At 68.1% G+C, this 19,938-nt stretch carries 22 protein-coding genes; 11 read left to right on the forward strand and 11 right to left on the reverse strand.

The window, feature by feature from the left end; genetic code table 11:
- Nucleotides 1-28: 28 nt before the first annotated feature.
- Nucleotides 29-1,126 carry a Glu/Leu/Phe/Val dehydrogenase dimerization domain-containing protein gene (locus B9Y64_RS09395; protein ID WP_049448108.1) on the reverse strand — a complete coding sequence of 366 codons (1,098 nt, stop codon included), beginning with the start codon at nucleotides 1,124-1,126 and terminating at the stop codon, nucleotides 29-31.
- Between the two features lie 278 nt (nucleotides 1,127-1,404).
- Here B9Y64_RS09395 and B9Y64_RS09400 point away from each other — a divergent pair, with 278 nt between their 5' ends.
- Nucleotides 1,405-2,481 carry an HDOD domain-containing protein gene (locus B9Y64_RS09400; protein ID WP_100440447.1) on the forward strand — a complete coding sequence of 359 codons (1,077 nt, stop codon included), beginning with the start codon at nucleotides 1,405-1,407 and terminating at the stop codon, nucleotides 2,479-2,481.
- Between the two features lie 3 nt (nucleotides 2,482-2,484).
- On the opposite strand, the gene B9Y64_RS09405 is transcribed toward B9Y64_RS09400, so the two are convergent.
- The 3 genes from B9Y64_RS09405 to B9Y64_RS09415 form a co-directional block, all read right to left on the reverse strand.
- Nucleotides 2,485-4,074, reverse strand: coding sequence for a phospholipase D family protein (locus B9Y64_RS09405; protein WP_100440448.1), 1,590 nt, complete (start codon nucleotides 4,072-4,074; stop codon nucleotides 2,485-2,487).
- Nucleotides 4,075-4,190: 116 nt separating this feature from the next.
- Nucleotides 4,191-4,889 (reverse strand): RNA pseudouridine synthase, encoded by a 699-nt coding sequence (locus tag B9Y64_RS09410; protein ID WP_100440449.1) that lies wholly within the window; start codon nucleotides 4,887-4,889, stop codon nucleotides 4,191-4,193.
- A 47-nt stretch (nucleotides 4,890-4,936) separates the two neighbouring features.
- Nucleotides 4,937-5,437: a M48 metallopeptidase family protein gene (locus B9Y64_RS09415; protein WP_014647976.1), complete on the reverse strand. Its 501-nt coding sequence runs from the start codon at nucleotides 5,435-5,437 to the stop codon at nucleotides 4,937-4,939.
- Nucleotides 5,438-5,500: 63 nt separating this feature from the next.
- Between B9Y64_RS09415 and B9Y64_RS09420 the strand changes: the two genes are divergently transcribed.
- Together B9Y64_RS09420 and B9Y64_RS09425 are read left to right on the forward strand one after the other, a co-directional pair.
- A complete protein-coding gene (locus tag B9Y64_RS09420) occupies nucleotides 5,501-6,058 on the forward strand; it encodes a DUF2058 domain-containing protein (protein WP_100440450.1) in 558 nt (185 codons plus the stop codon).
- Between the two features lie 169 nt (nucleotides 6,059-6,227).
- The gene (locus tag B9Y64_RS09425) at nucleotides 6,228-6,494 is read left to right on the forward strand and encodes a DksA/TraR family C4-type zinc finger protein (protein WP_100440451.1); all 267 of its coding nucleotides are present in this window, start codon (nucleotides 6,228-6,230) and stop codon (nucleotides 6,492-6,494) included.
- A gap of 493 nt (nucleotides 6,495-6,987) precedes the next feature.
- On the opposite strand, the gene B9Y64_RS09435 is transcribed toward B9Y64_RS09425, so the two are convergent.
- Nucleotides 6,988-7,581 carry a mechanosensitive ion channel family protein gene (locus B9Y64_RS09435; RefSeq protein WP_100440452.1) on the reverse strand — a complete coding sequence of 198 codons (594 nt, stop codon included), beginning with the start codon at nucleotides 7,579-7,581 and terminating at the stop codon, nucleotides 6,988-6,990.
- A 33-nt stretch (nucleotides 7,582-7,614) separates the two neighbouring features.
- Entirely contained in the window at nucleotides 7,615-7,794 is a 180-nt protein-coding gene (locus B9Y64_RS09440) for a hypothetical protein (RefSeq protein ID WP_100440453.1), read from the reverse strand.
- Between the two features lie 125 nt (nucleotides 7,795-7,919).
- Between B9Y64_RS09440 and B9Y64_RS09445 the strand changes: the two genes are divergently transcribed.
- The 3 genes from B9Y64_RS09445 to B9Y64_RS09455 are packed head-to-tail and all read left to right on the forward strand — an operon-like array spanning nucleotide 7,920 to nucleotide 9,921.
- Nucleotides 7,920-8,498, forward strand: coding sequence for an RNA polymerase sigma factor (locus tag B9Y64_RS09445; protein ID WP_100440454.1), 579 nt, complete (start codon nucleotides 7,920-7,922; stop codon nucleotides 8,496-8,498).
- Complete coding sequence (locus tag B9Y64_RS09450) at nucleotides 8,495-9,028, forward strand: hypothetical protein (RefSeq protein ID WP_100440455.1); 534 nt, start codon at nucleotides 8,495-8,497, stop codon at nucleotides 9,026-9,028. The genes B9Y64_RS09445 and B9Y64_RS09450 overlap by 4 nt, the downstream gene beginning before the upstream one ends.
- 11 nt (nucleotides 9,029-9,039) lie before the next feature.
- On the forward strand, nucleotides 9,040-9,921 hold the full coding sequence (locus tag B9Y64_RS09455) for a DUF4097 family beta strand repeat-containing protein (protein WP_100440456.1): 882 nt from the start codon (nucleotides 9,040-9,042) through the stop codon (nucleotides 9,919-9,921).
- Nucleotides 9,922-9,970: 49 nt separating this feature from the next.
- Here the strand turns inward: B9Y64_RS09455 and B9Y64_RS09460 are convergent, their stop codons facing one another.
- From B9Y64_RS09460 to B9Y64_RS09470, 3 genes are all read right to left on the reverse strand, one after another.
- Complete coding sequence (locus B9Y64_RS09460) at nucleotides 9,971-10,153, reverse strand: hypothetical protein (protein ID WP_005410566.1); 183 nt, start codon at nucleotides 10,151-10,153, stop codon at nucleotides 9,971-9,973.
- Nucleotides 10,154-10,164: 11 nt separating this feature from the next.
- Nucleotides 10,165-10,458: a YkgJ family cysteine cluster protein gene (locus B9Y64_RS09465; protein ID WP_053462562.1), complete on the reverse strand. Its 294-nt coding sequence runs from the start codon at nucleotides 10,456-10,458 to the stop codon at nucleotides 10,165-10,167.
- A gap of 230 nt (nucleotides 10,459-10,688) precedes the next feature.
- Nucleotides 10,689-12,050, reverse strand: coding sequence for an Hsp70 family protein (locus B9Y64_RS09470; RefSeq protein ID WP_100440457.1), 1,362 nt, complete (start codon nucleotides 12,048-12,050; stop codon nucleotides 10,689-10,691).
- Nucleotides 12,051-12,242: 192 nt separating this feature from the next.
- On the opposite strand from B9Y64_RS09470, the gene B9Y64_RS09475 reads away from it, so the two are divergent.
- Nucleotides 12,243-12,578 carry a zinc ribbon domain-containing protein YjdM gene (locus B9Y64_RS09475; protein ID WP_014038055.1) on the forward strand — a complete coding sequence of 112 codons (336 nt, stop codon included), beginning with the start codon at nucleotides 12,243-12,245 and terminating at the stop codon, nucleotides 12,576-12,578.
- A gap of 7 nt (nucleotides 12,579-12,585) precedes the next feature.
- Here B9Y64_RS09475 and B9Y64_RS09480 read toward each other — a convergent pair whose 3' ends face one another.
- Complete coding sequence (locus B9Y64_RS09480) at nucleotides 12,586-13,737, reverse strand: tetratricopeptide repeat protein (protein ID WP_100440458.1); 1,152 nt, start codon at nucleotides 13,735-13,737, stop codon at nucleotides 12,586-12,588.
- Between the two features lie 229 nt (nucleotides 13,738-13,966).
- Between B9Y64_RS09480 and B9Y64_RS09485 the strand changes: the two genes are divergently transcribed.
- From B9Y64_RS09485 to B9Y64_RS09500, 4 genes are all read left to right on the forward strand, one after another.
- The gene (locus B9Y64_RS09485; protein ID WP_100440459.1) at nucleotides 13,967-14,569 is read left to right on the forward strand and encodes an HD domain-containing protein; all 603 of its coding nucleotides are present in this window, start codon (nucleotides 13,967-13,969) and stop codon (nucleotides 14,567-14,569) included.
- 49 nt (nucleotides 14,570-14,618) lie between these two features.
- Nucleotides 14,619-14,792 (forward strand): oxidoreductase-like domain-containing protein, encoded by a 174-nt coding sequence (locus B9Y64_RS09490; RefSeq protein ID WP_238379858.1) that lies wholly within the window; start codon nucleotides 14,619-14,621, stop codon nucleotides 14,790-14,792.
- On the forward strand, nucleotides 14,789-15,406 hold the full coding sequence (locus B9Y64_RS09495; RefSeq protein WP_100440461.1) for a DUF998 domain-containing protein: 618 nt from the start codon (nucleotides 14,789-14,791) through the stop codon (nucleotides 15,404-15,406). Before B9Y64_RS09490 ends, B9Y64_RS09495 begins: the two co-directional genes overlap by 4 nt.
- A gap of 78 nt (nucleotides 15,407-15,484) precedes the next feature.
- Nucleotides 15,485-16,831 (forward strand): virulence factor family protein, encoded by a 1,347-nt coding sequence (locus B9Y64_RS09500; RefSeq protein ID WP_238379859.1) that lies wholly within the window; start codon nucleotides 15,485-15,487, stop codon nucleotides 16,829-16,831.
- A 512-nt stretch (nucleotides 16,832-17,343) separates the two neighbouring features.
- Here B9Y64_RS09500 and mprF read toward each other — a convergent pair.
- Nucleotides 17,344-19,908, reverse strand: a complete 2,565-nt coding sequence (gene mprF, locus B9Y64_RS09505; RefSeq protein WP_100440463.1) for a bifunctional lysylphosphatidylglycerol flippase/synthetase MprF — start codon at nucleotides 19,906-19,908, stop codon at nucleotides 17,344-17,346.
- Nucleotides 19,909-19,938 lie beyond the last annotated feature (30 nt).

Raw genomic sequence — 19,938 nt, forward strand, 5'->3', positions numbered from 1 at the left:
CCGAAAGCCCGGCGCGACAGGTCCAGGCTCAGCCGCCGCGCAGGTTGCCCAGGCGCGGGGTGCTGCGGCCCAGCGGCATCTTCAGCTTGCCGATGGACAGGATGCGGCTTTCGGCGATGCGGTCGGCTGCCCGCTGCGGTGCGATGTTCTCGCGCTGCGACAGTTCGAAGATGCGGGTGAGGTTGTGATAGATGCTGCGGATCAGGCGCATCGCGCGTTCGCGGTTGTAGCCGTCGATCTCCAGCGACACGTTCATCACGCCGCCCGCATTGACCGCATAGTCCGGTGCATACAGGATGCCGCGCGCATGCAGCTCATCGCCGATTTCCAGGCTCGACAGCTGGTTGTTGGCGGTACCGCAGATGATCTTCGCCTTGATCCGCGGCAGGGTGTCGGCGTTGATCGCGCCTTCCAGCGCGCACGGTGCGAACACGTCGGCATTCACCTCGTGGATCTCATCCGGCTTGACCGCTTCGGCACCGAAATCGCTGACCGCGCGATCGACGAGGGCGCTGTCCAGGTCGGTTACGTACAGCTTGGCGCCGCGGTCGCGCAGCAGCTTCACCAGTTCCATGCCGATGTGGCCCAGGCCCTGCACGGCGATACTGGTCTTGCCCACTTCCTCGTGGCCGAACTTGAAACGCATCGAGGCCATCAGCGCCTGCAGTGCACCGTAGGCAGTGAACGGTGCCGGGTCACCCGAGCCGCCATGGACCTGGTGCACGCCGGTCACGAACTGGCTCTCCAGGTAGATGTTCTCCATGTCGTTGACGTCGGTGCCGACGTCCTCGGCGGTGATGTAGCGACCGCCCAGCGAGTCGACATAACGGCCGAAGGCGCGGAACAGCACCTCGGTCTTGTCCACCTTCGGGTCACCGATGATCACCGCCTTGCCGCCACCGACGTTGAGGCCGGCCAGCGCATTCTTGTAGGTCATCGTCCGGCTCAGCCGCAGCACGTCGGCCAGCGCCTCGTCGGTGCTGGCATACGGACGCATGCGCACGCCGCCCAGGGCCGGGCCCAGGGTGGTGTTGTGGATGGCGATGATCGCCTGCAGGCCGGCATCGTGGTTGTGGCAGAACACCACTTGTTCGTGGCCGGTGGTGGCGAGGGTTTCGAATAGCATGGCGTCTCCGATGGCGCGAACAGCGGCGAACTGCAGCGAACGGCCAGTGAACGGTAGGGTCCCAAAACAAAAAAAGCGACGTCGTCATGGCTGGGGGACGGGTCGCGCGGCGCCATTCTAGTCCATTCCCCCGGCCGGTGCCGTCGACTTCGGCGGCCGTCCGGTTAAAGAAGATGAAAGTGCGGCCGATGCTGCGACGACGGCGGGTGGCCGGATGGGCGTGAAGAGGCGGGTCGGTCTGTGACGGCAAGGGCATTACAACGACAGGGCTGGCGGCGATGACACCGGCCTGGTGGCAATCGCTGCGCGGCTGGCTGGCGCGTTTGACTGGGACGGCACCCTCGCGGTTGGTTGCTGCGTCCCGCCAGGCGGTGGCCGCCGCAGCCGCAAGCCTGCAGGGCGAGGCGCTGCCATCGGCGGAAGTCGCCGCCCACCTGCAACGCGGACTGCACGCGCTCGCCCTGTACCCGCGGCTGGCCGGCGAGCCGGCGCCGGTGCAGGACCCGGGCCTGGGCGAGGTGGTGGCGCGCGCGCTGCAGGACCGCAACTGGGCGGCCAAGCAGCTGCCCCGGCGGCCGCAACTGCTGCCGCAGCTGATCCAGACCGTCAACGACGATGCCGCCTCGGCGCGCGTGATGGCCGCGATCATCGGCCAGGACCCGGTGCTGACCGGCAACCTGCTGCGTATCGCCAACAGCCCGGCCTACAAGGTCCATGAGCGCCCGGTCGAAAGCCTGCAGCGGGCGGTGACACTGGTCGGTACCGAAGGCGTGCGGCAGATCATCAGTGCGGTACTGGTACAGCCGGTGATGCAGGTGCAGTGCGAGGTGTTCCCGCAGTTCAGCGCGATCATCTGGGAGCACGCACTGCTGGCATCGCGTGCAGCGGCCGACCATGCGCGCACGGTGACCTTCGGCGATGCCTTCGCCGCGCAGTGGCTGGGACTGGTGCAGGGGCTGGGTGCCGCACTGGTGATGCGCCAGCTGCTGCAGGAGGCGCAGGCCCGCGGCGAGGCCGTGGAGCCGGCGTTGGCCCTGCAGCTGCTGCAGCAGTGGTCGTTGCCGTTGGCGCAGCGGGTGGCCGCCGCATGGGAGTTGCCGGAGCCGGTTCACCAGGCTCTGGCGGTGGATGCAGAAGGACCATTGGCCGACAGCCTGCGCCTGGCCAGCGCCGCCGCAGCGGCCAGCCTGCTGTGCCGGCATGGGCATGCCAGCCAGAGCCGCATGCTGGCCCTGCTCGAGCAGCTGCCGTCGGCACCGCCGCATGCATTGCGCTGGATCTGGCGGCGCCTGCATGGGCGCAGTGTGGAAACCCTGGATGAGGCCGGGCAGGACGAGGCCAGCCCGCCGCCCTGAGCGCTACAGCTGCGATTCGACCGGCAGCCAGCTGATTGCCCGCGCGGTCCAGCGCTTGCCCAGGCTCGCACCGGGCTCGGCCTCCACCCAGTGCGGTGGCGGTTGCCGCTGCAGCCAGCGCAGACCATCATCGCGCCCCAGCGCCAGCCACCAGCTGTGCTCCGGGCTGGCCAGGCGCAGGTATTCATCGCGCAGCTGCGCACCCAGCACCGGGTCGTCGAACAGCACGCCCATTTCGGTGTTGAGGTAGGCCGAGCGCGGGTCGAGGTTGAACGAGCCGACGAAGCCGCGGCGATCATCGACCACGAACGCCTTGGTGTGCAGGCTGGCGCCGCTGCTGCCGAACAGGCTGGTATCCGGCTGGCCATGTGCTTTCAGTTCGTACAGCCGCACGCCGGCCTTCAGCAGCGGCACGCGGTAGCCCATGTAGCCGCCATGCACGGCCGCCACATCGTTGGCGGCCAGCGAATTGGTCACCACGCCTACCTGCGCGCCGCGGGCGGCCAGCGTCGAAAGCGCCTGCACGCCATCATCGCCAGGCACGAAATAGGGCGAGATCAACAGCGCGCTGCGGCGGGTGCTGCGCAGCTCCTCGCTGAGGGCGTTGACCAGCCAGGTGTGGCGATCGTCATCGCGGTGCTTCATCGGCGGATCGGAGGCGATGCGCACGTCCGCGCTCCAGTGCAGCGGTTCCGGGCTGGGCCGCTGCAGTCTGCGTGAATCGGCCACGCGCTGGAGGTAGGGCTGTGCCTTGGCATGCATCGCATCCAGGTCCGACTGCCGCACCAGCTGCCGCAACTGTTCATCGGTATACGAGGCCAACGCGGAAATCGGGATCGCCGCGCTGCTGTTCCAATAGTCGTCGAAGATCTGGTTGGCCTGCTGCACGGCGGGGCCGGCCACCACCAGGTCCAGGTCCTGGAAGTTCACATCGTCGCGCGCGCTGAAGTATTCCTCGCCGATGTTGCGGCCACCGACGATCGCGATGCGGCCATCGGCGATCCAGCTCTTGTTGTGCATGCGGTGGTTCACGCTGAAGGCGCGTTGCACCAGTTCCAGCGTGCGCGCGATGCCGCTGCGGTTGCGGAACGGGTTGTACAGGCGGAGCTCGATGTTCGGATGCGCATCGAGCGCCATCATCAGCGCGTCCTTGTCCTTGGCGTTCATGTCGTCGAGCAGGATGCGCACGCGCACGCCGCGCTCGGCGGCGTCATACAGCGCCTTGGCCATCAGGTGGCCGATCAGGTCGTCGTGCCAGATGTAGTACTGCAAGTCCAGGCTGCGGCCTGCGTGCGTGGTGATCATCGCGCGCGCGGCGAAGGCATCCATGCCATCGCTGAGGAAGGCCACGCCGGACTGGCCGGGATGAGCCTCCTGCAGCGGCACGATCTCCCGGTCGATGCGGGTCTGTGCTGGCTGCAGCGGCAGAACGTGCGAGGGGGCGCCCTGCGCCTGCGGCGTGAGGTGGTCAGCCAGCAGCAGCCCGGACAGGACCAGCAGCAACAGCGCGGCGAGGATGATCGCAGCGACGCGCAGCAGGCGTCGCCACAAGGGCTTGGGCAGGCTCATGCCCCGATGGTAGATGCACGCCATGCGTGGATGAAAGCCGGCCGCCCACGTTGTAGATCCACGCCACGCGTGGATGGACGCATGCGGGATCAATAGGGGGTCGGATCCCTGTCCGCAGGAAAGGGCTCTGACCCCGGGCCTCAGAACCGCTCGTCGCTGCCCAGGTAGCGCCACTGCGCCGGCGGCAGCGGCCCCAATGCCACGCGGCCGATGCGCAGTCGGCGCACGGCCAGCACCTGCAGGCCGGCCGCGGTCACCGCCACGCGCAGGCCCTTGGCGGTCAGCCCCTTGCCAGCAAAGCGCAGGCGCTGCTCGCTCTGCCAGCTGACTTTGGCGCCGCCGGATTCCTGCTGCAGCCGCGCCAGCAGCCATGGCCCGCGCTCGGGACCCCCTTCGGCCACTTCGATCAGGTATTCCTGTTCGGTGCGGCCCAGGTTGCGCTGCAGATGGGCCAGCGTGGCCGGATCCTGGCTGACCACCACCAGGCCGCTGTCGCTGGCCGGAAGCGAGGCGGCCAGCTGCAGGCCGTGGAAGTGGCGTTGCAGGGGGCGGACGCCGCTGGCATCGAGCTCACTGCGGCTGTCACTGCTGACCAGTGCGCAGAGGGTTTCGGCGGCAACGCCGGCCGGCTTGTGCAGCAGCATGCTGACCCGCTCGGCCTTTTCATCGCTGGCCTGCTCGGCAACCACGATCTGCGCGGCCTCATCGACCGGGCGCTGCGGCTGTTCCACCACTTCGCCGTTGACCGTGACCCAGCCGCCTTCGATGTAGCGTCGCGCTTCGCCGCGCGGGATGCCGAGCAGGGCGGACAGGCGTTTGTCGAGACGGATCGGTTCCATGGCAGGCAGGTCGGGCAGGGGGCGCGCAGTGTAGCTGCTGCGGCCGGTCAGCGCTGGCCGCGGTTGGCCAGCTCGGTCAGGTACAGGCGGGTATCGAACTCCAGCTGCAGGTAATCCGGTTCCATGTGCTGGCACAGCTGGTAGAAGGCCTTGTTGTGGTCGGCTTCCTTCAGGTGGGCCAGCTCGTGCACCACGATCATGCGCAGGAACGCCGCTGGCGCCTGGCGGAACACGGTCGCGATGCGGATCTCGCGGCTGGCCTTGAGGCGGCCGCCGTGCACGCGGGAGATGGCGGTATGGGTACCCAGCGCGTGCTTGATCACTTCCAGGGTGTTGTCGTAGCAGACCTTGTTGAGCGGCACCGACTTGCGCAGGTAGCGGTCCTTCAGCTCCTGGGTGTAGTCGTACAGCTGGCGGTCGCTGCGCACTTCATGCGGGTCCGGGTAGCGCTGTTGCAGCCAGGGGCCCAGCCTGCCCTGCGCCAGCAGCTCGCTGACCTGGGCGACCAGGGGTTCGGGATAGCCGGTGAGGTACTTCAGGACTGCCATGCAGGGGCGGCGGGGCGTCGGTAGAATGGGGACACCCAAGATTACACGCGGTACGCACCGACCATGGCAAAGCCCAACGCGCTGCAGGAACAATTGCTCAAGGCCGGCCTGGCCAAGAAGTCGCAGGCCAGCGCCGCCGCGCGCGAGCAGGCCAAGGCCCGCCAGGGCAAGGCCGAATCGACCTCGGCCGAGGTCCAGCGCGAGGCTGAACGCGCCCGCGCCGAGAAGGTCGAGCGCGACCGTGCGCTGGCCGCCGAGCGCAACGCCCAGGCCAGGCAGGCCGAACACAAGGCCCAGGCCCGGCAGATCATCACGGCCCATGCCGTGCCCCACAAGGGCGATGACGAGTACCGGTTCAACGATGGTGCGGCGATCCGCACCCTGCTGATCGACCCCAAGCTGCGCAAGGCGCTGGCGGTGGGCGTGCTGGTCATCGTTGCCAATGGCGAGGGTTACGCCCTGCTGCCGCGTGCCGCCGCCGAGAAAGTGCGTGAACGGGCCCCGGAAGCGATCATCGTCGACCACGGCCAGCCGGGCTCGACCGCCGAGATCTCCACCGGCAACGCCGAAGACGACGCCTACTACGCGCAGTTCCAGGTCCCCGACGACCTGGTCTGGTAAGAAAAAGGGGACGGAGGGGATTAAGTCGTTTGTGGCACAAACGACTTAATCCCCTCCGTCCCCTTTTTTATGAAGCGCAGCCGAGCATGGGCGCGGCTCTACAGCCGTTGATGCCTTTTCCGTGGGTGTATCGTCCCCATATCAGGCGACACACCTGCGGAGGATGGCCATGGCCACCGGTTGGGCGGGAGATGGCGCGGTCCAGGACCAGATCGACGCCACCGTCGACGATGCGATCGCCCGCGCGCGGCGCCAGCTGCGGCAGGGCCCGGGTCTGGAATACTGTGAGGAATGCGACGCGCCGATCCCGTTGGCGCGGCGCCAGGCCGTGCCGGGTGTTCGACTGTGCGTGGCGTGCCAGCAGGCACATGATGACGAAGAACAGGCGCATGCCGGATACAACCGGCGCGGCAGCAAGGACAGCCAGCTGAGGTAACGTTTGTTCGGCAGGGCTGCGCCCTGCACCTGCCGAAGCCTTCAAGCCAGAGCAACGGCAACAGCTGGCGTTCCGTGGGGTGGTGGGGCGGTGCCGGATTGCGGGGACGCCGCAAGTACGTCCTTGTAGGCTTGGCAGCCGCATCCATGCGGCTGACACCCCGCAATCCGACACCGCCCCACCTCTGACAGATCTTCGCGGCTGTTGGCAGGTGTCGACCTTGGTCGACACATCTGTCAGATATCGAATGAAATTCGGGGTCAGATCCGTTTTCCGCAGGAAAACGGATCTGACCCCATAAGCTGTTCCGGCAGATCGCGGAAAACTGTCGAAGGCGGGGTGGGTCCGGTTGAGGGGGCGTGAGCCGCATGGGCCCGAGGCATGCCTCGGGCGGGTTGGGCAGGAGGCTCAACCCCGGTCTTGCCGTGTGCGCAGGACAGCGCACACGAGCAAGCGGCGACCGAGCCTACATGGACGTATTTACGGCGCCCCCTCAGCCGTCGCCCTGGATGCCGCCGGGCGCCTGCGCCGGGTCGCGCCAGCGGCGCACCGTGCGCTGGAAGAACAGGTTGTTCGGCAACTGCAGCACCGTGCCTTCGTGGCCGTCGCCGGTCTCCTGCAGCGTGGTGTAGATCAGGTTCACGTCGATCACCCGGCCCTTCAGGCCCGGCTTCTCGCCGTTTTCCAGCACCTCGATGTAGTCGTGCAGGCGGAACGGGCGGGTGGTGAAGATCAGCAGCGTGCAGAAGATGTTGGACAGCACGCTCCAGGCGGCGAAGAACGCGACCGCGCCCACGGCCGCAAATCCGGTGAAGGCCGTCCACAGGACCGATGGCGATGCGCCGAGCAGGCTGAGGATGTACAGCAGGGCACTGAAATAGACCACGAAACTGGTGATGCGGCGCGCGCCCATCACCATCTCCGGCGGCAGGGTGTAGTGCTCGGCGAAGCGGCGGATCAGGCGCCGCGCCAGCACCCGCAGCAGCCAGGCCGCCAGCAGGGTCAGCAGGATCTTCACGGCGATGCCCAGGTCATTCAGCCAGGGGTGGGTCCAGGGCGGCAGGTGATCCTTCAGCGACAACATCATGGGGGGAACAGGTGACGGAAACGGCCCCCGATGTTACCCGGCGCGTGCCGGGGTTTCGACCACCGGTGACCACGCCAGGCAGACCAGCTCCTGGCGATGCTGTTGCAGGCAGGCGCGGCCGTTGTCGGGGCGCAACTGCAATGACAGGCCCAGCGCCTGCAGCACGACGCAGGCGGCGATCACCAGTAGGGCGGCGCAGGTTGGGCTGGACATGGCGGTGCTCCTGGACGCGTTTTCACGAAGGACCTTCCATGGATGCAGCAGTCGCCGAAAAGGTTGCATGCGATCGCCCATCGATCGGCTCTAAACCTTTTTCCGGGCCGCCGCATCCAAGCGATATGCTCGACACCACCATGCCAGCACCACCAGCCGCCCACGACCCCGTCGACGAACCCGCCCTGGTACGGGCGGCGGCCGCCGGCGATACCGCGGCCTATGAACTGTTGTACCGGCGCCATGCGCCGCGCGTGTTCGCCGTGTTGTGGCGCTTGTGCGGGGGCCAGCAGGCGCGCGCTGAAGATGCCCTGCAGGAAGCCTTCCTGCAGGCATGGAAGGCGCTGCCGGGGTTCCGGTTCGAAAGCAGCCTGTCGACCTGGCTGCATCGGTTGGGCGTCAACGCCGCACTGATGGAACTGCGCGGGCGCGCCGCCGGGCAGGACCATGACAGCCTCGATGAGGTTGACGGTGGCCTGCAGGAACTGGCGGTGCACGACCGTTGCGCCGGTACCGAGCGCGACCTGGAGCGCGCACTTGCGACGCTGCCGCCGAGGGCGCGCGCGGTGCTGGTGCTGCATGACATCGAAGGCTGGAAACACCAGGAAATCGCCGAGCAGCTGCAGATGGCCGTCGGCAGTTCCAAGGCACAGTTGCATCGTGCGCGTGGCCTGTTGCGCGCGCGGCTGGGAGACATGACATGAGTACACACGACCACGATTCAGACCACGACCTGCTGGCGCGCCTGCGCGCGCTGCCGGGCGAGCGCGATGTGCCCAGTGATGGCTGGGCACGCCTGTCGGCGCAGTTGCCGCCGCGCCAACCGCAGGCGGCACCTGCGCCGGCCAGCAATGTGGTGGCGCTGCCAGCACGTCCGCGTCGGCGCTGGTGGTTGCCGGTGGGTGCGGCGTTGGCGGCCAGCCTGGTGGTCTACACCGTGGCGCCGTGGCGTCACGCGCAGCCCGATGCGCCGGTGCCGTCGACCCTGCAGCTGCAGGCCGCGGCGATGACCGAGCAGTACCAGCAGGCGGTGGCGTCGCTGCCCGCAGGGCGGGCACCGGAGTGGCAGCCTGCGCTGCATGAACTCGATGAAAGCGCGGCACAGATCCAGGCCGCACTGGCGCAGGATCCACGTGCGCCGCACCTGCTTGGCCAGCTCAAGCGCACCTATGCGCTGCGGCTGGAACTGACCCGGCAGGCGGCCTATGCCGCCGAGTCCGGCCTGACGACCTGAGGAGACCCCCGATGACACGAACCCTGATGACCTGCTACGCCGCGCTGTTGCTGCTGCCTGCGGTGGCCCTGGCTGACACCCAGGTCGACGAACGCCACAATCTGGCCGCCGGCGGCCGCATTGAACTGAGCAACGTGGCCGGCAAAGTGACCGTGCGTGGGTGGGATCGCAACGACGTGCAGCTCACCGGCACGCTCAGCGATGGCCTGCAGCTGCGGCAGGAGAAGAGTGCCAACCGCGTGCGCTGGGAGGTCGAGTACCCCCGTCGCAACAACAACGGTGGCGCGACGCTGGTGTTGAACGTGCCGCGCTCGGTGGAACTGCTGCTGAGCACCGTCAGTGCCAGCCAGGACATCAGCGGCATCGATGTGCGCCGCCTGCAGGCCGACAGTGTCAGCGGCAGCCTGAGTGCCTCCGGTCGCAGTGGTGACAGCAAGCTCAATACGGTCAGTGGCGGTGTCAGCGCGCGCCTGCAGACGCCGAAGCTGGACGTGAACACGGTCAGCGGGCGCATCGAAGCCGGCGGCGGCGTGTCAGGTGATATCGGTGCACAGACGGTATCCGGCCGGGTCGAGGTCGATGCCGGGCGGGTGCAGCGGCTGGCGGTGGAAACCGTATCGGGCAGCATCGACCTGGCGGCGGCCGGGCTGGCACCCGGTGGCCGGATCAATGTCGAATCGGTGAGTGCGTCGGTCAACCTGCGCCTGCCACGCGCGGTCTCGGCGCAGCTGTCGGTGAACAGCTTCAGCGGGTCGATCAACAGCGACGCGGGTCAGGTGGAGCGGCCGCGCTACGGCCCCGGCAGCCATCTCGATACACGGCTGGGCAGTGGCGACGGTGACATCCGCATCCAGTCGCATTCGGGTAGTGTGCGGGTAAGCCTGGACCGCTGAGCGCGATCCGGCAGGCCGCGGCGGCAGCGCCGCCGCGGTCGGAGCTGGGTCAGCTGGCTTTCTTCAGCGCCCAGGTGGTGCCGAGGACTTCGATCTTGCCACCGGCCTTGCGGAACGCAGCCAGGTCCGAAGCGATCGAATCGCTGCTGACCACGGTGCTGGCGGCCGCGCCCTTGCGTTCGCTGCGGATGCTGTTGCTGGCCTTCGCGGGGGTCTTTGCCTTGCGGGGCATGGTTGCTCCTGTCAGGTGGAAGGGGAGGAAAGCGCCCAGGCGTCGGCCTGGCGCAGGTAGTCCTGCCGCTCGCGGCGGCAGTCATCGCCGCCCATCGAAAACTGGCGGCAGATCGCCGGGCGCTGCGAATAGATCGTGCAGCGCAGGTGATAGGGATCGATCGCCGCGCACCAGCCTTCCTCGTTGCGCGCCATCACGGCACGGCCGTGGGTGTCGCGTGACAGGAACTGGCCGGGCACGTGGTCGCCGGGCTGCAGCAGCACGGGCAACCGGCAACAGACCGCGTCACAACGGCGACAGTCGATGGGTGCAGGTGCTGCATCAGGTTGTAAGGCCTCTGGGGCCTGGCGGGTGCCCAAAGCGGGTCTCGATGGCGGCTCAGGTGCTGCGCGGACCATGAACGAGCCAGGAAGGCATGGCCGCTAGGCCCGCAGGGCGGGCCAGGCTGCACCGTGGACACACACCGGCGTGGCCGGTGGAAAGGTGCGGCAGGGTTCTAGCCGACCAAGAGTAACTTAGTTCGCGTAACGTTTTGTTAATCCTGGCTGGCTGCCGCCAGCGCAAGGCCCTGGACTACGCCCAGCGAGGGCTCGCCGTGGACCATGCGGGCGCTCGGAAAGGCGGCTGCCACCGCCTGGCGGAGGTAGCCGGCGCGGGACATGCCGCCGGTCAGGAACACCGCATCCGGGTCACCGCCGATGTCGCTGCGGACCTGGGCCAGCAGCTCGCGGATCTGCTCCAGATAGCCATGGGCGGCGGCGGCCAGGCCGTCGGCGCTGCTATCGGCATGCAGGTCGCGGGCGATGTAGTCCAGCGTGCTCCGATGTTCGCTGGCGGCGCTGAGGGCGATCTTGGCGCGCTCGACGTCGCGGTACAGGCGGGCAGTGTTGCCGGTGTCCTGCAGCGCCTGCAGGCGTGCGCCCCACGGGTCGTCGACATGGTCGTACTTGTGCAGGCGGAAGTCGCGCTGGCGGGTCATGTCCTGCACGGTGGCCGCTTCCACGTAGTGGTGGGCGGGCACGCGGGTGATGCCGCGGCCGAACAGCGGCATGTAGCTGGACAGGCTCAGCGCCAGGTCGATATCGGTACCGCCGCGGGCGATACCCCAGGCGCGGTGGATGCGCGGAGCGTCGTCGCCGCCGACTTCGGCATGCGCGATGTCGGTGGTACCGCCACCGATGTCGACGATCACCGCCTGGTGCCGTTCGCGGCTTTCGGCGTGGTAGTGCATGGCCGCCGCGGCCGGTTCCTCGAGGAAATCGATCTGGTCGAAGCCGGCCTGGGTGGCAGCTTCGCGCAGGATGTCCAGCGCCTGGTCGTTGCCGGCGGCACCGATCGAACTGCGGAACTGCACCGGGCGCCCGAGCAGGGCCGCTCGCAGCGGCTGGCCGAGCTGGGCGCTGGCGGTCAGGCGGATGTGCTCGAGGATGTGCGCGGCGATGCCGGTGATGGTCTGCTTCGCGCGCGGGTGCAGGTTGTAGCCGAGCATCGACTTCGGGCTCTGCACCAGGTTGCCTTCGTGTTCCTCGAAATAGGCTTCCAGCGCATCGTCGCCGTAGACCGCGTTCTGCAGCAGGTCGCTGGCGCTGCGTTCCTTGCCTGCACGGGCTTCCATCCATTCCCGGCGCAGCGCGCGCAGGGCTTCACGACGCAGCGCCTGCGGCGTGCGTTCCTGGCCGGCGGCACGGGCCGCGCGCGCGGCGCTGTCGATCATCTGCTGCAGCTGGTGTTCCTGGCCGTCATCGAGCTGGAAGTCGTCCGGGTCGGGCACCACGCCGGGGAAATACACGCTGGTACGGAACTGCTCGGCGTCGCCGAAGCGGATCGGCAGCAGTTTCCCTTCATGCACGATGGCGGCGGCGGAGTTGCTGGTACCGAAGTCGATGCCGAGGCGCATGGGGAGTTCCGGGGGCGATCAGGGGCCGCGCACTCTGCTGCAGTTCGCCGCCGACTGCAAGTTCCTGCGGCTTCCTGTTCCGGACAGGGGTTCCGGATCGGGTCAAGGAGGCAACCGGGGGTTGCCCTGAAAAGGCCAAGGGAGCCGGGCGGTTACAATGGCGGCTGTTGATTCACTTTGAGGTACTTGCTGATGTCTTCTGCCCCCGCTTGCCCGCAGTGCACCCTGGAAAACACCTATGCCGATGGCGCGCTGTGGATCTGCGCCGACTGCGGCTTCGAATGGACCGCCGAGGAAGGTGCCGGTTCGACCCTGGTCGTGCGCGACAGCAACGGCAATACCCTGCAGGCCGGTGACACCGTCACCGTGATCAAGGACTTGAAGGTGAAGGGCTCCTCAATCCCGCTCAAGCAGGGCACCGTGATCCGCAACATCCGCCTGGTCGAGGACGATGCCGAGCACATCGAAGGCAATTCGGACAAGATCAAGGGCCTGGTCCTGAAGACCTGCTTCCTCAAGAAGGCCTGACCGGCTTTCAGCGCCTGGCCTGCTGCTGTGCGCGCCAGCGGGCCAGGCTGTCCAGCTTGGCCTGGTAGCGCGCCTGTTGCGGTGCACCGCCCAGTTCCTGTGCACGCAGCAGTTCGCGATCGGCGCGCTTGAGCTGGCCAGCCAGGAAGTAAACCCGCGCCAGCCCGAAGTGGAACTGGTGCGCGGTGTCGTACAGGCGCACGGCCTGCCGGTAATAGCGGATCGCCTGGTCCAGCTGGCCGGCGCGTTCGGCTTCGGCGCCGAGCATGTACTGCGCGAACGGGTCCTCGCGCTGCACCGACTGCAGTCGCTGTTCCAGTGCCTGCGCCTGCGCGAGCATGCCCAGCTTGCGGTACAGGGCGCTGGCGTTGGTCAGTGCAGCGTCCTGGCGGCCGTCCAGCCGCAACGCCGTTTCCAGTGCCCGGCGTGCGGCGGCCGCATTGCCCGTGCGGTTTTCCAGCACACCCAGGTTGTTCCAGGTGGCAGCGAAGCTGTCGTCCTGCGCCAGCGCGGCATTGAAGAAGCTGCGTGCGCCCACCAGATCGCCGCTGGCCATGCGCTCGGCGCCGCGATTGTTGTAGAAGTGCGCCAACGCCCGCGCCTGGCTGATCGGCAGCGGCCCACGGCGGTCATACAGCACATTGCGATCCAGATCGACGGTGGCGAAGCGGCCGGCGAAGCCGACCCCGGCATTGACGTGGCCTACGCTGTAGACCAGACCCTGGGCCTGGTCCTGGTACCACGACACCACCTGGCCGACTTCCTGCACGCGCGCCTGGATGCCGGCCTCGCGTGCCAGTGCGACGAACATCAGGGTGAAGGCCAGGCAGTTGGCGCGTCGCTGCTGCCAGATCTCGCTGACGGTAAGGGTCGCGTCGGCGTCGTACTGCAGGTCCATGCCATGGCGGTCGAAGATCATCTCCACCAGCGCCTGCAGGCGCTGCTCACGCGAGTAGCTGCGACTGATCACCTGCGTGCGCAGCATGTCGAGCATCGCGGGTGGAATCGCGAACACCTGCTGCGGGGTCGGAATCGTCGGGGCGGCAGTGCTGGCAACGACCAGGGGAGCGGCCGTTCCGGCGCGATCCTGGGCGATCGCGGACGGTGCCGCCAATGCGGCCAGTGCGAGCAGAACAGATCGGGCGGCAGGACGGTACATGACGGCTCCCGGCAGCGGCGGGCGCTCCCGCCTGAGGCGAGTGTAGACCTGTGCGCGCGCTGCTGCAGTGACCGCTGGTCGGTCCACGCGTTCATCCACAGCCGGTGTGGACCATCGCTCGACAAAGCTGTGGACAACCGCGTTGCGGCCCCGTGCGGAGGGCGTTGTGAGGGTGTGGTGAAAAAACCGCCAGCTTGCCCGCCACCGGCGCAGGCGGGATGATCCGGGCATGGACTTCTCCCCGCTGACGCTTGCTCCGGCGCAGTGGCAGGCGCTGCAGGACAGCTATGCAGCACCACCACGTGCCTACCATCACTTCGGCCATGTGCGCGCGGTGCTGCAGCACTGCCAGGAGGTTGCCGACGGCCCCGGCTGGCAGCAGCCGGCCGAGGTCTACCTGGCCGTGCTCTACCACGATGCGATCTACGTGGCGGGGCGAAAGGACAACGAGGCGCGTTCGGCGCAGCTGGCCCTGCAGGCGATCGCACATGCGCCGGAACTGGCCGCAGTCGATGCGGCCCGGGTCGAGCAGCTGATCCTGCTGACCGCCCGCCATGGCGAACTCGGCCCGGATGATGTCGATGCCGAGGCTGCGCTGTTCCTGGACTGCGACATGGCGATCCTGGCCGCGCCGGAACCGGTGTTCAGCGCCTATGACCGTGGCGTGGCCGAAGAATACAAGGGCGTGGTGCCGGGCTTCCTGTATCGCGCCGGCCGCCGCCGTTTCCTGCAGGGCCTGCTGCGTGCACCGCGCATCTTCCTCAGTGAATTCTTCCACCAGCGCCTCGACGCGGCCGCCCGCGACAACCTGCGCCGGCAGCTGGGCCGCTGAGCAAGCCCGGTACACTGGGGCCTGTTTCCATCGATTGTCGGTTCCGACCGTGTCCGTCCCTGATCCCGATCCCCGTCCGTTGCCGCCGGAAGAGCCCGGCCCCAACGAATGCTGCGGCAGCGGTTGCCCGCTGTGCGTGCTGGACCTGTATTCCGACGAGCTGCAGCGCTATCGCAAGGCGTTGGCCGAATGGCAGGCGCGGCACCCGGAGGCGTCCACATGAGCCGCGCGCGCCCGGCGGCGCTGCTGGCGCTGGTGGCGCTGCTGCTGTTCGTGGCCACCGCGCTGTGGACCCAGTTCGCACGCACCGATCTGGACTGGGTGCGGGCCACGCTCAGCCTCTACCTGCACGGGCCGTGGGGGCTGGCGTTGCGTGCGGCCTACTGTCTGCTGGCACTGGCGATCGCCCTGCTGGGCGTCAGCCTCTACCGCGGCAGCATCGGCCCGCGGCGCAGCGCGGCGGCGCCACTGCTGTTCACTGTCTCGGCGCTGGGCCTGGCCACGGTCGCCATCGGCGACAGCTGGCTGCCTGAAGCAACGCCGCTGCTGGCCCCCTTCATCCATGGGCTGGCGGCCAACACCGCATTCCTGTGCGCCAGCGTCGGCATGCTGCTGCAGGCCTGGTACCTGCGTCGCGAACCGGGCTGGCAATCCGCCGCCGGCCTGCTCTGGGGCTGGGCCTGGCTGGCCTTCGTGCTGCTGTGGCTGCATGTGCTGTGGCGTGGCGGGCCGCCGCGCGGGCTGGGGCAGAAGGTGGTGATCCTGGTGATCGTGGGCTGGCTGCTCTATCTGGCGTTGGCGCTGTATCGGCGCAGTCGTCGCGCTGCGGCCTGCTGAAAGCCCAACAGCCTGCACCGGTACGTGCCGTGCACGTGGAGGCAGCGTATCGTGTGCGCATTCCATCGGGGATGCGATATGAAGCGTGCAGGGCTGGGCAGGGCAATGGGTGTGGTGCTGGCGCTGGCCGCACTGCCGGCAACGGCGGCAGCGACCGTTCAGCAGTTCAGCCACGGGCGGTTTGAACAGATTCCGGTGCATATGCCGTCGGGAACGCCGCAGCGGGTGGTGATCTGGTTCCACGAACCCAGCGCCGGTGGCGATACCAGCCGCTTGCCGATCGAGGCCCTGCGAGCAGACGGTGCGATGGTGGCGGCCGTGGATATCGCGCACCTGCGCGGGGTGCTCAAGCGTGAGGGTGACCCGACCTGTTCGTTCGGTTCCGGCGACGTCGAGAACTTCTCGCGCTGGCTGCAGGCGTCCCTGCATCTTTCGGGCTACCACCTGCCGCTGGTCGGCGGCGATGGCGAGGGCGCCGAACTGGCCTATTCGCTGGCCGCGCAGGCTGATACCCAGGTGTTCGCCGGCCTGCTGACCACCGGCTTCTGCCCGGATCACAGCCACGAGCGCATGGTCTGTGGCGATGGCGTGAAGCACAACAGGCTGCAGCCCGCCGAACTGAACTTCCCATGGTTGAGTGCGGCCGGTGACCACGGCTGCAAGGTGGGCGAGGCCAGCCGGTTCGTGCAGCAGGTAGCGATGGCGCGCGAGTTCAAGCGCACCGCGCGCGGTGATGCGTCGCCGGGCCTGGTGGCCGCGGCGCGGGTGATGGGTGCGCAGGCCGGTGTCAGCCTGGCGCCGCCACCGGCCGCGCTGAAGGGGTTGCCGGTGGTGGAAGTGCCGGCGACCGGCAACGGCGACACGCTGGCCGTGTTCGTCTCCGGCGATGGTGGCTGGGCCGGCCTGGACAAGGACGTGGCGTCGTCGCTCAACGAGCATGGCGTGGCGGTGGTCGGCATCGACTCGCTGCGCTACTTCTGGAGCGAGCGCACACCGAAGGGCTTTGCCGGCGACCTGCAGAAGATCATCGATCACTACCGCCAGCAGTGGCACCGCGACAAGGTGATGCTGATCGGTTTCTCACAGGGTGCCGATGTGCTGCCGGCCACTATCAATCAGCTCGACGCGGGTACCCGTGAGGCGCTGGACCGCATCGTGCTGCTGTCGGTGGGCAAGAAGGCCGACTTCGAATTCCATGTCAGCAACTGGCTGGGCGGCGGCGGCGATGGCCTGCCGATTGCCCCGGAAGTGGCCAGGCTGCCGGCCGGCAAGACGCTGTGCGTGTACGGCCAGGATGACGATGACGCGCTGTGCCCAGGCCTGCCGGCAAACGACGGTGTGCAGAAGGTGAAGCTGCCCGGCGATCATCACTTCAATGGTGATTACGACCGTCTGGCGGAAGTGATCCTCAAAGGCGGGGCGTAGCGCCGGTGGTAGCGCCGACCTTGGTCGGCGCTGGGGCTGTGGACGCCGTGGAAGGCGCGTGTCGACCAAGGTCGACACCTACCGGGTGGCAGATAGCGCCGGTGGTAGCGCCGACCTTGGTCGGCGCTGGGGCTGTGGACGCCGTGGAAGGCGTGTGTCGACCAAGGTCGACACCTACCGGGTGGCAGATAGCGCCGGTGGTGGACGCCGACCTTGGTCGGCGCTGGGGCTGAGGACGCCGTGGAAGGTGTGTGTCGACCAAGGTCGATACCTACCGGGTGGCAGATAGCGCCGGTGGTAGCGCCGACCTTGGTCGGCGCTGGGGCTGTGGACGCCGTGGAAGGCGTGTGTCGACCAAGGTCGACACCTACCGGGTGGCAGATAGCGCTGGTGGTAGACGCCGACCTTGGTCGGCGCTGGGGCTGAGGACGCCGTGGAAGGCGCGTGTCGACCAAGGTCGACACCTACCGGGTGGCGCGTAGCGTCGGGCCGAGCCTGGCGGCTCGGGGGTGTCAGTTGCGCCGCGGGTCCAGCGAGATCAGGCGCGTGGCATCCAGCAGCGCGGCCGGCAGGTGCATGCCGCCCGGCGCTGCGAGATAGCGTGGCCGCCACTGCGGATCGAACTTCGACTTGAAACGGCGCAGGCCACTGAACCCGTAGAAGCGTTCGCCATGCCGTGCCAGCAGGCCGGCCAGGCGGTTCCAGCGGCCGGCCAGACGATGCTGTGCCAGCCCGGACAGCGGCGCCATGCCCAGCGAGAAGCGTGCATAGCCTTGCGCGCGGCCCCACAGGAACAGCTCGATGAACAGGAAGTCCATCGTGCCCTTCGGCGCCTCGTTGACGTGGCGCATCAGGTCCACCGACAGCTCGGCACCGGCCGGTGCCTGCCACAGGTTGGCGAAGGCCACGATCTGGCCTTCGGCCTCCACCAGCGCCACCGGGAAGCGCACCAGGTAATCCGGGTCGTAGCTGCCGAGCGAGAAGCCTTTTTCATCGCCGGCCTTGTCTTCCAGCCACGCATTGGAGATCGCGTGCAGGCGCGGCAGCAGGCTGGGAATCTCCTCCACCTGCGCCACGCGGAACGACAGGCCGCTGCGCTTGCCGCGGTTCCAGGCCTGGCGCAGGTCGGCACGTTCGCGGCCTTCCAGGCCGAAGTCGTGCAGCGGCACCATCGCTTCTTCGCCCAGCTTGACCAGGCCCAGGCCGAGGTCGAGATAGGTCTGCCAGTAAGTCTCGCCGACCTGGTAGAAGACCGGGCGCAGGCCGAGGCGGTCGGCTTCCTCGCGGAAGCGCCAGATCAGTGCACGGGCGACATCGGGTGGGCCGACCGGATCGCCCATCGCGATCAGCGATCCCCCATAGCGCTGCATCATCACGAAGCCCAGTTTCGCTTCGTCGCGCAGCACCGCCTTGTCAGCGGTCAGCACCAGGCAGGCCTGGGTGTCGGTGGCACCGGCCAGTACCGGCGCCAGTGATTGCAGTGTGGGTTCATCAGCGGCCGGCAGCGGGCTGCGCGTACTGTGCAGCAGTCGCGCCAGGCCGAACATCACCAGCGCGATGGCCACCACCAGCAACGCACGCAACGCGCGCGGTGCGTTGCCGGACACGGCGAACTGCCACCACAGCTCATTCTGGTATTCGACATGGCTGTAGGTGAAGAACAGCAGCCAGGTCACCGCCACCAGCACCAGGCCCAGGTTGCGCAGCCACGGCCACGACCAGGCTTCGTCCAGCAGCGCACCCTGGCGGTAGAACTCGCGTCGTGCGGCCCACAGCGCCATCGCCACCAGTACGGCCGAGACGGCGATCAACGGCTGGCCACCACGCAGCCACAGCGGCAGCGGGGTGACCACGCACACTGCCATCGCCAGCATCCACGCCGCGTGGCTGCGCCGGGCCAGGCCCTGGCCGATCAGCAGCAGTGCGACGCCACTGAGGCTGCCGATCAGGTGCGAGGTTTCCAGGATCGGCAGCGAGGCGTTCACCAGGTGACGGCGCGGCGTCGGCAGCGTGCCGTCGATGACCAGCGCGGCGCCGATGCTGAACACCGCCAGTGCGATGATCTGCGGCAACCATGGGCGCAACGCGTTCCAGCCGGCACGGGTTGCTCCGGCACTGGCCTGCAGCGGCTGGCGCAGGGCCGGCGCAAGGGCGAGCAGGGTAGCCAGCACCAGCGGCAGCACGTAGTAGGTAACGCGGTAGATCAACGCCGCCGCCAGCACCGCCGCCGGTGCCACCTGCGGCAACAGCTTCAACAGGCTCCATTCGAACACGCCCAGGCCGGCCGGCACGGTCGAGACCAGGCCGGCCAGCACCGCCACCAGGTACAGGCCGACGAAGCCGGGCAGGCCGGTCGGCGTGGAGTCCGGCAGCAGCACGTAGAACGCGGCACTGGCCAGCACCAGTTCGATCACACTGAGCACGGTGACGCCGATCATGGTGCGGCGGTCGGGCAGCCACAACGCATGGCCGAACACGCTGAACTGCCGTCCATCGCGGCCGACCAGCAGCACGGTGCCCAGATAGGCAAGCAGGCCGACAATGCCGACGATGCGCACGGCATCGGGATCCAATGGCAATGCCAACGCTGCAGCCGCAGGCTCCATGCACAGCGCCACACTGATCAGCAGCCATGCACCGAACACGAAGCCGAGCGTGCTCATCAACACCACCTGGCCGATCTGCGCCAGGTCCAGGCCGGCGCTGCGATAGCCACGCAGGCGCACTGCGCCGCCGGTCAATGCCGCAAAGCCCACGGTCTGGCCCAGCGTATGTGCAAGGAAGGCGGTGATGCCGATGCGCGCCGGATGTACACGGATGCCGCTGCGGCGCAGGCCGATGGCATCGAAGCCGATCAGGCAGGCGTAGCTGGCCAGGCCGAGCACCACCGTGAGCGCGATCTGCATGCCACTGAGCTGGCGGAACGCCTGGCGGATGGCACGGTAGCCGTGCTCATCGAATTCACTGGCCAGGCCATGCAGGGCCAGCGAGAGGATCAGCAGGGGAACGACGATGGTGAGGACCCGCTTCCATGCCGGGGTGGAGGAAGCGGTGGCGGGGTCGGTGTCTGGGGTCATCGGCGCAAGGGTGCGTCAGGAGGGGCGAGG

This window comes from Stenotrophomonas maltophilia (assembly GCF_002799245.1).
GTDB lineage: Bacteria > Pseudomonadota > Gammaproteobacteria > Xanthomonadales > Xanthomonadaceae > Stenotrophomonas > Stenotrophomonas maltophilia_S.

Excerpts from the sequence above, each read along its gene's own strand:
- B9Y64_RS09395 (WP_049448108.1), bottom strand. The coding sequence starts at position 1,126 with ATGCTATTCGAAACCCTCGCCACCACCGGCCACGAACAAGTGGTGTTC.
- B9Y64_RS09400 (WP_100440447.1), top strand. The coding sequence starts at position 1,405 with ATGACACCGGCCTGGTGGCAATCGCTGCGCGGCTGGCTGGCGCGTTTG.
- B9Y64_RS09405 (WP_100440448.1), bottom strand. The coding sequence starts at position 4,074 with ATGGCGTGCATCTACCATCGGGGCATGAGCCTGCCCAAGCCCTTGTGG.
- B9Y64_RS09410 (WP_100440449.1), bottom strand. The coding sequence starts at position 4,889 with ATGGAACCGATCCGTCTCGACAAACGCCTGTCCGCCCTGCTCGGCATC.
- B9Y64_RS09415 (WP_014647976.1), bottom strand. The coding sequence starts at position 5,437 with ATGGCAGTCCTGAAGTACCTCACCGGCTATCCCGAACCCCTGGTCGCC.
- B9Y64_RS09420 (WP_100440450.1), top strand. The coding sequence starts at position 5,501 with ATGGCAAAGCCCAACGCGCTGCAGGAACAATTGCTCAAGGCCGGCCTG.
- B9Y64_RS09425 (WP_100440451.1), top strand. The coding sequence starts at position 6,228 with ATGGCCACCGGTTGGGCGGGAGATGGCGCGGTCCAGGACCAGATCGAC.
- B9Y64_RS09435 (WP_100440452.1), bottom strand. The coding sequence starts at position 7,581 with ATGATGTTGTCGCTGAAGGATCACCTGCCGCCCTGGACCCACCCCTGG.
- B9Y64_RS09440 (WP_100440453.1), bottom strand. The coding sequence starts at position 7,794 with ATGTCCAGCCCAACCTGCGCCGCCCTACTGGTGATCGCCGCCTGCGTC.
- B9Y64_RS09445 (WP_100440454.1), top strand. The coding sequence starts at position 7,920 with ATGCTCGACACCACCATGCCAGCACCACCAGCCGCCCACGACCCCGTC.
- B9Y64_RS09450 (WP_100440455.1), top strand. The coding sequence starts at position 8,495 with ATGAGTACACACGACCACGATTCAGACCACGACCTGCTGGCGCGCCTG.
- B9Y64_RS09455 (WP_100440456.1), top strand. The coding sequence starts at position 9,040 with ATGACACGAACCCTGATGACCTGCTACGCCGCGCTGTTGCTGCTGCCT.
- B9Y64_RS09460 (WP_005410566.1), bottom strand. The coding sequence starts at position 10,153 with ATGCCCCGCAAGGCAAAGACCCCCGCGAAGGCCAGCAACAGCATCCGC.
- B9Y64_RS09470 (WP_100440457.1), bottom strand. The coding sequence starts at position 12,050 with ATGCGCCTCGGCATCGACTTCGGTACCAGCAACTCCGCCGCCGCCATC.
- B9Y64_RS09475 (WP_014038055.1), top strand. The coding sequence starts at position 12,243 with ATGTCTTCTGCCCCCGCTTGCCCGCAGTGCACCCTGGAAAACACCTAT.
- B9Y64_RS09480 (WP_100440458.1), bottom strand. The coding sequence starts at position 13,737 with ATGTACCGTCCTGCCGCCCGATCTGTTCTGCTCGCACTGGCCGCATTG.
- B9Y64_RS09485 (WP_100440459.1), top strand. The coding sequence starts at position 13,967 with ATGGACTTCTCCCCGCTGACGCTTGCTCCGGCGCAGTGGCAGGCGCTG.
- B9Y64_RS09495 (WP_100440461.1), top strand. The coding sequence starts at position 14,789 with ATGAGCCGCGCGCGCCCGGCGGCGCTGCTGGCGCTGGTGGCGCTGCTG.
- B9Y64_RS09500 (WP_238379859.1), top strand. The coding sequence starts at position 15,485 with ATGAAGCGTGCAGGGCTGGGCAGGGCAATGGGTGTGGTGCTGGCGCTG.
- mprF (WP_100440463.1), bottom strand. The coding sequence starts at position 19,908 with ATGACCCCAGACACCGACCCCGCCACCGCTTCCTCCACCCCGGCATGG.